Annotated in this window: 14 protein-coding genes; 10 read left to right on the forward strand and 4 right to left on the reverse strand. The window is 63.8% G+C overall.

What is annotated here, in order from left to right:
* From JWQ24_RS14320 to JWQ24_RS14355, 8 genes are all read left to right on the forward strand, one after another.
* The coding region (locus JWQ24_RS14320) for a tripartite tricarboxylate transporter permease (protein ID WP_299809066.1) at positions 1–480 on the forward strand (480 nt) is incomplete at its 5' end.
* Between the two features lie 126 nt (positions 481–606).
* A complete protein-coding gene (locus JWQ24_RS14325; RefSeq protein ID WP_299809069.1) occupies positions 607–1590 on the forward strand; it encodes a tripartite tricarboxylate transporter substrate-binding protein in 984 nt (327 codons plus the stop codon).
* 165 nt (positions 1591–1755) lie between these two features.
* Entirely contained in the window at positions 1756–2550 is a 795-nt protein-coding gene (locus tag JWQ24_RS14330; protein WP_299809072.1) for a thymidylate synthase, read from the forward strand.
* Positions 2547–3092: a dihydrofolate reductase gene (locus tag JWQ24_RS14335; RefSeq protein ID WP_299809075.1), complete on the forward strand. Its 546-nt coding sequence runs from the start codon at positions 2547–2549 to the stop codon at positions 3090–3092. Before JWQ24_RS14330 ends, JWQ24_RS14335 begins: the two co-directional genes overlap by 4 nt.
* Positions 3093–3232: 140 nt before the next feature.
* Positions 3233–4381, forward strand: coding sequence for an FtsH protease activity modulator HflK (gene hflK / locus JWQ24_RS14340; RefSeq protein ID WP_299809077.1), 1149 nt, complete (start codon positions 3233–3235; stop codon positions 4379–4381).
* Complete coding sequence (locus tag JWQ24_RS14345; protein WP_299809081.1) at positions 4378–5268, forward strand: protease modulator HflC; 891 nt, start codon at positions 4378–4380, stop codon at positions 5266–5268. The genes hflK and JWQ24_RS14345 overlap by 4 nt, the downstream gene beginning before the upstream one ends.
* Before the next feature lie 127 nt (positions 5269–5395).
* On the forward strand, positions 5396–5596 hold the full coding sequence (locus tag JWQ24_RS14350; RefSeq protein WP_299809083.1) for a DUF2065 domain-containing protein: 201 nt from the start codon (positions 5396–5398) through the stop codon (positions 5594–5596).
* Between the two features lie 191 nt (positions 5597–5787).
* Entirely contained in the window at positions 5788–7314 is a 1527-nt protein-coding gene (locus tag JWQ24_RS14355; protein ID WP_299809086.1) for a Do family serine endopeptidase, read from the forward strand.
* A 337-nt stretch (positions 7315–7651) separates the two neighbouring features.
* Here the strand turns inward: JWQ24_RS14355 and flgH are convergent, their stop codons facing one another.
* Genes flgH through flgF form a run of 4 tightly spaced genes read right to left on the reverse strand, consistent with a single transcriptional unit; the run spans position 7652 to position 11045 of the window.
* Positions 7652–8407 (reverse strand): flagellar basal body L-ring protein FlgH, encoded by a 756-nt coding sequence (gene flgH / locus JWQ24_RS14360; RefSeq protein WP_299809089.1) that lies wholly within the window; start codon positions 8405–8407, stop codon positions 7652–7654.
* A complete protein-coding gene (gene flgA, locus JWQ24_RS14365) occupies positions 8407–9471 on the reverse strand; it encodes a flagellar basal body P-ring formation chaperone FlgA (protein ID WP_299809092.1) in 1065 nt (354 codons plus the stop codon). The genes flgH and flgA overlap by 1 nt, the downstream gene beginning before the upstream one ends.
* 11 nt (positions 9472–9482) lie before the next feature.
* A complete protein-coding gene (gene flgG / locus JWQ24_RS14370) occupies positions 9483–10271 on the reverse strand; it encodes a flagellar basal-body rod protein FlgG (RefSeq protein WP_299809095.1) in 789 nt (262 codons plus the stop codon).
* Positions 10272–10283: 12 nt separating this feature from the next.
* On the reverse strand, positions 10284–11045 hold the full coding sequence (gene flgF / locus JWQ24_RS14375; protein ID WP_299809097.1) for a flagellar basal-body rod protein FlgF: 762 nt from the start codon (positions 11043–11045) through the stop codon (positions 10284–10286).
* Between the two features lie 358 nt (positions 11046–11403).
* Here flgF and fliL point away from each other — a divergent pair, with 358 nt between their 5' ends.
* Both fliL and fliM read left to right on the forward strand, forming a co-directional pair.
* A complete protein-coding gene (gene fliL, locus JWQ24_RS14380; protein WP_299809100.1) occupies positions 11404–11880 on the forward strand; it encodes a flagellar basal body-associated protein FliL in 477 nt (158 codons plus the stop codon).
* Positions 11881–11898: 18 nt separating this feature from the next.
* Positions 11899–12764, forward strand: an 866-nt coding sequence (gene fliM, locus JWQ24_RS14385; protein WP_299809103.1) for a flagellar motor switch protein FliM, incomplete at its 3' end; no start/stop codon positions are given.

Raw genomic sequence — 12764 nt, forward strand, 5'->3', positions numbered from 1 at the left:
GGTCCGCAGGTGATGCAGAAGCAGCCCGAACTGGTCTGGGGCATGATCGCCTCGATGTGGGTCGGCAACCTGATGCTGCTGGTCATCAACCTGCCGCTGGTCGGCATCTGGGTCCGCCTGCTGCGCGTGCCGTACCGGCTGATGTTCCCGTCGATCGTGATCTTCTGCTGCATCGGCATCTATTCGGTGAACAACGCACCGATGGACGTGGTGCTGGCAGGCATCTTCGGTCTGCTCGGCTACTGGCTCATCAAGCACGATTTCGAGCCGGCGCCGTTGCTGCTCGGCATGGTGCTGGGGCCGCTGATGGAAGAGAACCTGCGCCGGGCCCTGCTGATCTCGCGCGGCGACGGCACGGTGTTCTTCACCCGTCCGTTGTCCGCCAGCCTGATGGCCATCTCGGCTTTCCTGCTGGTGCTGGCGCTGCTTCCCGCGCTGCGAAAGAAGCGCGACGAGGTGTTCGTCGAATCCGAAAGCTGACCCAAAAGTCAGCCTGCGTCGTTGCGCCGCGGCCCGAAGTCGAATGGACTTCGGGCCGCGGCGTGTATTGATTTGCCCCGAATGCATCGCGCTGGCGATGACAGAAAATCTTCGGGGAGAAATTGAATGAATATGCTTCGTCGCACGCTTGCGACCGCCAGCCTTGCGCTGGCTGGCCTCGGCTCGATCGCCGCTTCCGCCCAGGCCCAGGACTATCCGACCCGCAATATCACCATGATCGTCCCGTTTGCGGCCGGTGGCCCGACCGACATCATCGCCCGCATCGTCACGGCTGAAATGGCCAAGACGCTGGGCCAGAACATCATCATCGAGAACGTGGTCGGCGCCGGTGGCACCACCGCGACGACGCGCGCGGCACGCGCCAATCCCGACGGCTACACGCTGATCACCGGACACATGGGCACCCACGCCGCAGCCGTGCCGTTGTATCCGAAGCTGGCCTATCACCCCGAGAAGGATTTCGAGCCCGTCGCGCTGCTGGCCGGCACCCCGATCCTGATCCTGGCGAAGAAGGATTTTCCGGCCAAGGACCTCAAGGAATTCGTTTCCTACGTGAAGGCCAACACCGACAAGATGAACATGGCCCATGCCGGCGTTGGCTCGGTGTCCTACTCGTCCTGCGAATTGCTGAGCTCGGTGCTTGAGATCAAGCCGATCGGCGTGCCGTTCAACGGCACCGGACCGGCGATGAACGCGCTGGTCGGCGGCCAGGTCGATTATATGTGCGACCAGATCGTCAACGCCGTGCCGCAGATCAATGGCGGCACCATCAAGGCCTATGCGGTCGCCACCCCTGAGCGCAATGCGTCGCTGCCGAACCTGCCGACCACCACCGAAGGCGGCCTGCCGAAGTACCAGGTCTCGGCCTGGAACGCGATCTTCGCGCCCAAGGGCACGCCCGCGCCGATCCTCGCCAAGCTGAACGCCGCCGCCGCCAAGGCGCTGGATGACGAGAACGTCCGCAAGCGTTTGCTTGATCTGGGTTCCGACATTCCCAAGATGGAAGGCCGCAGCCAAGCCGCCTTGGCCGAGCTGGTAAAGGCCGAGGTCGTCAAGTGGTCGGCCGTGCTGAAGCCGGCGGCGAACTGATCCATTTCGGATAAAACTGCGTGATTTCAAGGGGCCGGGTGCAAATCCGGCCCCTTGTCGTTTGCCGACCCGATGTGCATTTTTCGGGGTATAAGCAGGAATCGCCGTGTCGAATGGCCGGCCCGGACGCTACGTTCGATGGCCCGCAAGCCTGCAGAATTGACCATGAACCAGTATCACGACCTGCTCGAACGCATCCTCGCCGACGGCGCTGAAAAGCACGACCGCACCGGCACCGGCACGCTGTCGGTGTTCGGCCACCAGACGCGCTTCAACCTGGCAGCCGGCTTCCCTATACTGACGACCAAGAAGCTGCCGCTGAAGGCGATCATCCACGAGTTGCTGTGGTTCCTCGCCGGCGACACCAACATCAAATATCTCAAGGATAACGGCGTCTCGATCTGGGACGAATGGGCGGACGCCAACGGCGATCTCGGTCCGGTCTATGGCTCGCAGTGGCGCTCCTGGCCGGCGGCCGATGGCCGCAGCATCGACCAGATCGCCAATGTCGTGGAGATGATCAAGCGCAACCCGGATTCGCGGCGGCTGATCGTGACGGCGTGGAACCCGGCGGACGTCGACAAGATGGCGCTGCCGCCGTGCCACTGCCTGTTCCAGTTCTATGTCGCGAACGGCAAGCTGTCCTGTCAGCTGTACCAGCGCTCCGCCGACGTGTTCCTCGGGGTGCCCTTCAACATCGCGTCCTACGCGCTGCTGACGATGATGGTCGCGCAGGTCACCGGCCTCAAGGCCGGCGAGTTCATTCACACGCTGGGCGACGCGCATCTCTATTCCAACCATCTCGAGCAGGCGCGTCTGCAACTGACGCGCCCGACGCGACCGCTGCCTCTGATGAAGATCAATCCGGACGTGAAGGACATCTTCGCGTTTCGCTTTGAAGACTTCACGCTGGAGGGCTACGACCCGCATCCGCACATCAAGGCCGAGGTTGCAGTGTGACCGCAACTAACAAACCCGGTCCTGCCATTGTCCTCATCGTTGCCGTCGCCGAGAATGGCGTGATAGGGCAGGGCAATGCCATTCCGTGGCGGCTGAAGTCCGACATGCAGCGCTTCAAGGCGCTGACCATGGGCAAGCCGATCGTGATGGGCCGCAAGACCTTCGAGTCGCTGCGCCGGCCGTTGCCCGGGCGGACCAATATCGTGATCACCCGAAACCCGGACTACCGCGCGGCCGGCGCCGTGGTGACGACCTCGTTTGCGGCGGCGCGCGAGGTGGCTTCCGGCGATGCGCTGCGGCGTTCGGCCACCGAGATCGCCGTGATCGGCGGCGCCGAAATCTATGCGCAATGGATGGACGCCGCCGACCGGCTCGAAATCACCGAAGTCCACGCCAAACCCGAGGGTGACGCGTATTTCGCGCCGATCCACACCGCGATCTGGGAAGAGGTCGGCCGCGTCCGCAACGCTGCCGCGGGCGAGGACAGCGTCGATTTCTCCTATGTGACATATCGTCGGCATGGTGCGCGCGAGACGCGTTAAGGCCTGTTAACATTGACTTTCAGGACTTCGCGCTTAGTTCGAGCCTGCCTGCCCCCGCGTTGTAACGACCGGGTCTGTCCCCTATAAAGCCATCCAGATGTGGCGAGGCCGGTTTCCGGTCCGCGCAGAGGAGATTGTTGATGCCGTGGAAGAATCAAGGCGGAGGCCCGTGGAGCTCTGGTCCGAAGGGACCATGGGGATCCGGCCCGCAGTCAACTGGCCCCCGACCGCCTGATCTCGAGGATCTGCTGCGCCGCGGCCAGGACCGCCTGCAGTCGCTGCTGCCCGGCGGCTTCGTCAGCGGCATGGGCATCGCCCTCGTTCTCGGCGCGGCGCTTGTGATCTGGGGCCTGTCCGGCTTCTTCCGCGTGCAGTCCGAAGAGCTTGGCGTGGTGCTGCGTTTCGGCAAGCATGTCCGCACCGTGCAGCCCGGCCTGAACTACCATTTGCCGTACCCGGTCGAGACCGTGCTGTTGCCGAAGGCGCTGCGCGTCTCGACGCTCAGCATCGGCATGTCGCTGATCGAGGATCCCACCCGCCGTGGCCGCACCATGCGTGACGTGCCCGAAGAGAGCCTGATGCTGACCGGCGACGAGAACATCGTCGACGTCGATTTCACCGTGTTGTGGCGGATCAAGCCGGACGGTGTCGGCAACTTCCTGTTCAACATCCAGAACCCCGAGGGCACCGTGAAAGCGGTGGCCGAGAGCGCGATGCGCGAAGTGGTCGGCCGTGCCAACATTCAGCCGATCCTGACCGGCGCCCGCACCACGACGGAAGCCGGCGTTCAGGAACTGATGCAGAAGACGCTCGACGGCTACGGCGCCGGCGTTCTCGTGCAACAGGTGCAGATGCAGAAAGTCGATCCGCCGGCCCAGGTGATCGATGCGTTTCGTGACGTCCAGGCGGCACGCGCCGATCTTGAGCGTCTGCAGAACGAAGCCCAGACCTATGCCAACCGTGTCGTTCCCGATGCGCGCGGCCGGGCTTCGCAGATCCTGCAGGTCGCCGAAGGCTACAAGGAACAGGCGATTGCCGAGGCCAAGGGCCAGAGCGCGCGCTTCCTCAGCGTCTACGACGAATACAAGAAGGCGCCCGACGTGACCCGCCAGCGCATCTATCTGGAAACCATGGAGCGGATTCTCGGCGGCGCCGAGAAGCTGGTCTATGACGGCGGCGCCGGCGCGCAAGGCGTCGTGCCCTATCTTCCCTTGAATGAGCTGACGCCGCGGCGTCAGCCCCCGGCGACACCTGTGCAGCCGCAACAGCAGAGCGGGAGCACCCGATGAAGTCCGGAATTTCAGGTATCGTTGCACTGATTGTGCTGCTCGCCGTCATTATCGTCGGCTACAGCTCGATCTTCACCGTGAGACAGACCGAACAGGTCCTCGTGGTCAGGCTCGGTGAGCCAGTCCGCGTGGTCACCGATCCCGGTCTGAACTTCAAGCTGCCGTTCATCGACACGGTGATCAGCATCGACAAGCGGATCCTCGATCTGGAAAACCCGGCGCAGGAAGTCATCGCGTCGGACCAGAAGCGCCTCGTGGTGGACGCCTTCGCGCGTTACCGCATCAAGAACGCGCTGCGCTTCTATCAGAGCATCGGTTCGATCCAGGCGGCGAATATCCAGCTTACCACGCTGCTTAACGCGTCGCTGCGCCGCGTGCTCGGCGAGGTCACCTTCATCCAGGTGGTGCGCGACGAACGCGAAGGCCTGATGAACCGGATCCGCGATCAGCTCGACAAGGAAGCCGACGGCTACGGCATCTCCGTCGTCGACGTCCGCATCCGCCGCGCCGATCTGCCGGAGTCGAATAGCCAGGCGGTGTATCAGCGGATGCAGACGGAACGTCAGCGCGAAGCTGCCGAGTTCCGCGCGCAGGGCGGCCAGAAGGCGCAGGAGATCCGCTCCAAGGCGGATCGCGAAGCCACGGTGATCATCGCCGACGCCAACTCCACCGCTGAAACCACGCGCGGCGTCGGCGACGGCGAGCGCAACCGGTTGTTCGCGGAAGCTTACGGCAAGGATGCGGAGTTCTTCGCCTTCTACCGTTCGATGACGGCTTACGAGAACGGCCTGAAGAGCAACGACACGCGCTTCCTGCTGCGGCCGGATTCGGAGTTCTTCCGTTTCTTCGCCAACCCGACGGGCAAGGCGGCGGCGGCCAGGCCGTAACGACGTGGCAGCGTCCGCTTTGCGTTCGCTGCCGCTCTGATCTATGGATGGGGTGCGCCTTCACCGAGGCGCGCCCCATTTTTTTACAAAAACGCTCAGGGTAGAACGTTTCGGGAGTTGAAGTCGGATGAGGTCCATAGCTTTCGCCGACTTCCTCATCGGCATCGGTATCCTGTTCGTGTTCGAAGGCATCCTGTTTCTGGCATTTCCGGGCTGGATGCGCCGTGCGATGAAAAGCGCGCTGGCGACGCCGGACAATCTGCTGCGGATCGCCGGCATCGGCTCCGCGATCGGTGGCCTGATCCTGATCTGGTTCGTGCGCCGCTAGGCGCGGTCGCGCCCTCGTATTTTCCAGAAATGCCAACCCGTTCAATGGCATCGTAAGCTCGTAGCCGGCTTTCCGCCGCCACCGGCAGCGTTGGTGGCCACCGGATCACGCGTCCATCCGCTTGCGCGAAAGCCATGTTCGGGCGCACTCTGACTGTCAAATTTCCGAATCCCTCAGGAGACGTTCGTCCCATGTCCATCGCGATTCCAGCCTTGAGCATTCGCCTGCGCCCGTGGTTGACGGCGCTCTGCCTCGGCACCGCCGTCGCCGCCTTCTCGGCGCCCGCTCTCGCCCGGGGTCCCGACGGGATTGCCGACGTCGCCGAGAAGGTGATCGATGCGGTGGTCAACATCTCGACCACGCAGACCGTGGAAGCCAACAAGGGTGGCGGTGACAGCAAGGGCGGCGGCGACAATCCGCGCGGCGCCATGCCGCAACTGCCGCCGGGTTCGCCGTTCGAGGAATTCTTCGACGACTTCTTCAAGAACCGCCGCGGCGGTCCGGGCGGCGACAAGAACGGCGGCATGCAGCCGCGCAAGACCAATTCGCTGGGCTCCGGCTTCATCATCGACACCTCGGGCATCGTGGTCACCAACAACCACGTCATCGCCGACGCCGACGAGATCAACGTCATTCTCAACGACGGCACCAAGATCAAGGCTGAGCTGGTTGGCGTCGACAAGAAGACCGATCTGGCGGTGCTGAAGTTCAAGCCGACCAAGCCGCTGATCGCGGTCAAGTTCGGCGATTCCGAAAAGCTGCGGCTCGGCGAATGGGTGATTGCGATCGGCAACCCGTTCAGCCTCGGCGGCACGGTCACCGCGGGCATCGTCTCGGCGCGTAACCGCGATATCAACTCCGGTCCCTACGACAGCTATATCCAGACCGACGCCTCGATCAATCGCGGCAATTCCGGCGGTCCGCTGTTCAACCTCGACGGCGACGTGATTGGCGTCAACACGCTGATCATCTCGCCTTCCGGCGGCTCCATCGGTATCGGCTTTGCGGTGCCGTCGAAGACGGTGACGGGGGTGGTCGCGCAGCTGCGCGAGTTCGGCGAACTGCGCCGCGGCTGGCTCGGCGTCCGCATCCAGCAGGTCACCGACGAGATTGCCGAGAGCCTCAACATCAAGCCCGCGCGCGGCGCGCTGATCGCGGGGATCGACGACAAGGGCCCGGCCAAGCCCGCCGGCATCGAGCCCGGCGACGTCGTCATCAAGTTCGACGGCAAGGACGTCAAGGAGCCCAAGGATCTGTCGCGCATCGTGGCGGATACTGCGGTCGGCAAGGCGGTCGATGTCACCATCATCCGCAAGGGCAAGGAAGAGACCAGGCAGGTCACGCTCGGCCGGCTCGATGACGGTGACAAGCCCCAGCCGGCCTCGGTGAAGTCGATGCCGGAAGCCGACAAGCCGGTGACGCAGAAGGCGCTCGGCCTCGATCTGACCGGGCTGAGCAAGGAGATGCGCGCCAAGTTCAAGATCAAGGACAGCGTCAAGGGCGTGATCGTGACCTCGGTCGACAACGGCTCCGACGCCGCCGAGAAGCGGCTCTCCGCCGGCGACGTTATCGTCGAAGTCGCGCAGGAGGCGGTGAGCAATCCCGCCGACGTCAAGAAGCGCATTGATGCCTTGAAGAAGGACGGCAAGAAGTCGGTGCTGCTGCTGGTATCGAACGGCGAAGGCGAATTGCGCTTCGTCGCGCTGAGCGTCCAGTAGCTGTTCGCTGCTGCTCTCGCACGAGGAACTGCGCATTTGCAGTTCCATCGTCCCTTCTCCCCCGTGCGAAGCGAAGCTTCGCTAGGTGGGAGAAGGTGGCGCTGACCAACGGGTTGGCGCAAGGCACCTCCCGATGACAGGCTCCGTCCGCGTCGGATGAGGGGGCCTTTTCGCGAAACACTACCCCACCCGTCCGCGCTGGCGCGCGGCCACCCTCTCCCACAAGAGGAGAGGGAAGAAAACGACGACGGCCTTCCGTCAGGGGAGCTGACGGAAGGCCGCGTTGGAAACACGTGATCGCGTGGGAGCACGATCGCGTGTGGGAGCTCGGGAAAGGTTAGAACGGCAGCAGCACGTCCATGACTTGCTGGCCGTAGCGCGGCTGCTGCACGTCGGTGATCTGGCCGCGGCCACCATAAGCGATGCGGGCCTGGGCGATCTTGGCGCTGTCGATGGTGTTGTCGCTCTGGATGTCTTCCGGGCGAACGATGCCGGCGACGATCAGTTCGCGGATTTCATAATTGACACGGATTTCCTGCTTGCCTTCGACGACGAGGTTGCCGTTCGGCAGCAACTGCGTGACCACGGCGGCGACGCTGGTCTGCAGGTTTTCCTGCCGTGCCACCGAGCCCTTGCCGTCGCTCGATGAGGTGCCGTCGGCGGTCAGCAGCCGGCCTGGCAGCACCGAGGCGGCCGAGCCGGTCAGCAGTTTGGAACCGACGAAATCGGTGATGCCGGAATCTTCCTTGTTGGTGCGGCTGCGCTGCGTCTCGTTGGCGATGTTGGCCTTGTCGGTGAAGTTCACGGTGACCGTGAGGATGTCGCCGATCTGGTGCGCGCGCTGGTCCTTGAAGAAGGCGCGCGAGCCCGATCGCCACAGCGAGTTGGCGTTGTACGACGCCACTTCCGGCTTCGGCATCGGCATCTGCACCGGCTTGTAGCCGGCCTGCGCCACCGGATTCTCGATCGCGGTCAACGCCGGCTTTTCACCGATCGCCGACAGCCGCTCGATCGACGAGCAGCCGCTGAACAGCACGGTGGTGGTCAGCAGGGTGGCGAGCAGAACAACGCGGTTGGATGGGTACATCAACATTACTCGGCTTTACGGGACACTGTGGATTCATTGGCGGCGATCGCGACCGGGGCGGCAGCCTGGGAGACCTTGTCGGACAGCTTCTCGGTCGGCGGCAGGCGCGGGCCGGGGACCGCCACCGCGACCTGGCCGCGGCCGACCACGACGCCGGATACCGTGCGCTTGGACTGCAGATTGATGACGTTGACGACGTCGCCCTCGGTGCCGTTCTCGATCGCTTTGCCGCGGATCGTGAGATAGAGCCCGGAGGATTCGTAGACCAGCGTCACCGCCTGGTCGCGCGTCACCAGATCGGGCTTGGCGAGATCGGCGATGCGCAGCGCCTGGCCGGAGCGAAGCTGGCGACGCACCTGCATGCCGACCGCACGATCGCGGCTGGCGACATCATTGCCGACTTCGGATTTGGGGCGGCGTTCGATGACGACGTCGGAAGCTTTCAGCACTTCCTTGCTGTCGACGGAGCGGGCAAGCACGGCGGCTTCGACGGTCTCGACCGCGGTGCCGGTGAAGCGCAGCTTGGTCGAAGCGCCCGTGTCGCTGCCGATCGCGAAGGTGATGTCGAAGCGGCCGCTGCGGGCATCGAAGCGGGTCGCGACCGGCTCCAGCGCGCCGGATGTCGCGGCATCGAGCTGCATCGTCTGCACGTCGCGGTCGAAGGTCAACGTCAGGTTGGCGGCGTCGCCGAGGCCGTTGCGATGCGCCAGCGCCAGCGCCACCTGGTTCTCAATCTCCTTGCCGTCCAGGCTGCGCGACAGCCGGGTGACGGTGATGTCGGTGAGTTCGCGGGTATCGACGCCGATCACCTGATGCGCGCGCAATGCGGCGATCACCTTGGCGACCGGCAGCGAGCCGACAGTGCCGAGATCCGGTGCACGGTAGATCGCGATGGGCGCGGCCGGGCCGGCATTGTCGATGACGTCGCCGATCCGCACCACGTCGCTGGAGACGGTGACGTTGGCGCGCAGTACCGGCGAGGCCAGCACTTCGTTGCGGCTCTGGCCGAGTACGGCGGTGGCGCCGAAAGCGAGCAGGGTGGTGGCGAGCAGGAGCGAACGGAACTTCATGGTCATCCTCCTCAGCGGAACATGGCGGAAGTGGACTGCAGCATCTGGTCGGCCGCGCTGATCACCTTGGCGTTCATCTCGTAGGCGCGCTGGGCGGCGATCAGGTCGGAGATTTCCGACACGACTTCGACGTTGGCCTGTTCGAGATTGCGCTGCTGCAGATCGCCGAAACCGTCGGCATTGGCGACACCGTCCTGCGGCGCGCCGGAGGCCGGCGTATCGGTGAACAGGTTGTCGCCGATCGACAGCAGGCCGGCCTTGTTGATGAAGCGCGTCAGGCTGATCGTGCCGAGCACCTGCGGCGTGGTCGAACCTGCGACGGTGACCGAGACCTGGCCGGAAGCTGCGATGGTCAGGCCGGAAGACGCCGCCGGCACCGTGATGGTCGGCTGCACCGGGTTGCCCGCGGAGGTGACGATGCGGCCGGTCTGGTCGGTGGTGAAGGAGCCGTCACGGGTATAGGCGAAAGTGCCGTCGGTCATCTGGATCTTGAAAAAGCCTTCGCCGCGCACGGCGATGTCGAGGTCGCCGCCGGTTGCCGCCAGCGTGCCCTGCGTCATCAGCCGCGGCGTGCCGACGGTCTTGACGCCGCCGCCGATATCGACGCCGACCGGAATGATGGTGCCCTGGTCGGAGGCCTGCGCGCCGACGCGGCGGACGTGGTCGTAGATCAGGTCCTGGAACGAGGCGACCTGCTTCTTGTAGCCGGTCGTGCGCATGTTCGCGATGTTGTTGGAGATGACCTGGACGTTGAGTTCCTGGGCCGCCATCCCGGTCGCTGCGGTGTAAAGAGCGCGCATGGGTGTGTTTCCTTAGGCCGGAACGTCGGCGAGTTTTTCGATCGCCGATTTGCGCATGTCGGTCTGCTGCTGCAGCATCGCCGAGATCTGCGTGTAGGCACGGGTAACGTCGATCATCCGGGTCATCTCCATTACGGAGTTGACGTTGGATTTCTCGATGAAGCCCTGGTTGAGCTTCGACGTCGTTGTCGGCTGCGGCGGCGCGCCTTCGGCCGAATACAGGTTGGAGCCTTCCTTGAGCAGCTTTTGCGCCTGCGCAAACGAGACCATGCGGAGCTTGCCGCGCACCGAGTCGATGCGGTTGACGCCTTCGAGCACCGTGACGTTGCCGTCGGCGGCGATGTTGATGTCCTTGTCGCCAGGCTGGAACACGATCGGGCCGGAGGTCCCGAGCACCGGGTTGCCGGTCTTGGTCACCAACTGGCCCTGCGAATTGATCTGCATGCTGCCGTCGCGGGTGTAGCGCGGGCCGTTCGGGGTCTGCACCACCAGGAAGGCGTCGCCGTCGATGGCGACGTCGAGCGGGTTCTTGGTCGGCTCGCTTGGCCCCTGCGAGAAATCCTTCAGCGTGGCGCGGTCCTGCACGAACGAGACATTGCGGTCGCGGCCGACGAAGTTGTTTTCGCGGGCGCCGCTGCGCAGGTATTCCTCGAACATCGACTTGTCGGCCTTGAAGCCGGTCGTGTTCACGTTGGCGACATTGTTCGCGACGACATCGAGCTGGCGCTCCAGCGTCATCTGCCGCGAAAGTCCGATGAGACTCACATTCTCCATCGTCGATCTCCCCTTTGATCCCCGGTTCGCCCTCCCAGGCTGGCCGCGGATCCTGCGAACCGCACAGCTCTCCCAAGCCGCGGTTCGCAGTGTTAGTAGCGAAGACCGTGCCAAGTCGATTTCGGTATATTTTACAAATGGTTGGCGTTTTTCACCCCAACGCCGGGGGCGGCAGAAAGGTTCTGTTGACCATGTTGGGCCGGCAGAATTTTCCTAGCTGGCGGGCGAATGAAAGGTTCCGTTAACCATTGCGAACTAATTGTTAACCAACAGGGCCTTGGGGCGCTGGCAGAATCGTATCGCGTCTGGACCTGCCTGGCGGCATTGAGCTCTTCCCAAATTTTCGGACGGGCAGGCGATGGCAGACAATGAATCGGAAGACGGCGCCGCCGGCGAACCGAAACCGAAGAGCAAGATCAAGCTGATCGCGATTGCCGCGGTGCTGCTCGTCGTGGTCGGCGGCGGAACATGGTTCATGTTCTTCCGTCACCATGAGGAAGTGCACGCCGAGGCGCCGGCACCGAAGCCGCCGTCCTTTATCGATGTGCCGGAGATTTTGGTGAACCTTGCCGGGCAGCCCGGCGAGCGCGTGCAGTATCTCAAGGCCAAGATCGTGCTCGAAGTGAAGGACGAGAAGCAGATCGAGCAGATCAAGCCGACGCTGCCGCGCGTCAGCGACATGTTCCAGACCTACCTGCGCGAATTGCGCGCCTCCGATCTCAACGGGTCGATCGGCATGTTTCGCCTCAAGGAAGAACTGACCAAGCGCGTCAACGCGGCTATTTCGCCGGGCCAGGTCAGCGCCGTGCTGTTCAAGGAAATCCTCGTTCAGTGAGGAAGTGGATTTAACGAGATGTCTGCCGAACAGGTCGATCAGGACGCCATTGCCGCCGAATGGGAAGCTTCGCTGGATTCAGAGGATCCGGTTGAGGCGGCGAAGGCGGCTGCCGAAAACGAACTGACCGGGACGATGGCCGAGCAGTGGGCGGCGATGGTCGAAGACGGCGGCCGCGACCTCAATGGCAACGGCAGCAAGAACGGCGGCGGCGAGCGGGTTCTGTCGCAGGAAGAAATCGACAACCTGCTCGGCTTCAGCGTTGGCGAAGTCCATCTCGACGAGAATTCCGGCATTCGCGCCATCATCGATTCAGCGATGGTGTCGTATGAACGTCTGCCGATGCTCGAAATCGTGTTCGACCGCCTGGTGCGGCTGATGACCACGTCGTTGCGCAATTTCACTTCCGACAACGTCGAAGTCTCGCTCGACCGCATCACCTCGGTGCGGTTCGGCGACTACATGAATTCGATCCCGCTGCCGGCGGTGCTCTGCGTGTTCAAGGCCGAGGAATGGGAAAATTTCGGTCTCGCCACGGTGGATACGAGCCTGATCTATTCCATGATCGACGTCTTGCTGGGCGGCCGCCGCGGCCAGACTTCCTTGCGCATCGAGGGGCGTCCCTACCCCACGATAGAGACCAATCTCGTCAAGCGGCTGGTCGAAGTGTTGCTGGCCGATGCCGAGCAGGCCTTCCGGCCGCTGTCGCCGGTGACCTTCACCATCTACCGGCTGGAAACCATTCCGCGCTTCGCCGCGATCTCGCGGCCCGCCAACGCTGCGATCCTGGTGCGGCTGCGCATCGACATGGAAGACCGCGGCGGCAATATCGAACTGCTGCTGCCCTATGCGACCATCGAGCCGATCCGGCCGGTGCTGTTGCA

It is taken from the genome of Tardiphaga sp., from assembly GCF_028290495.1.
In the GTDB taxonomy this organism is placed as follows: Bacteria; Pseudomonadota; Alphaproteobacteria; order Rhizobiales; family Xanthobacteraceae; genus Tardiphaga.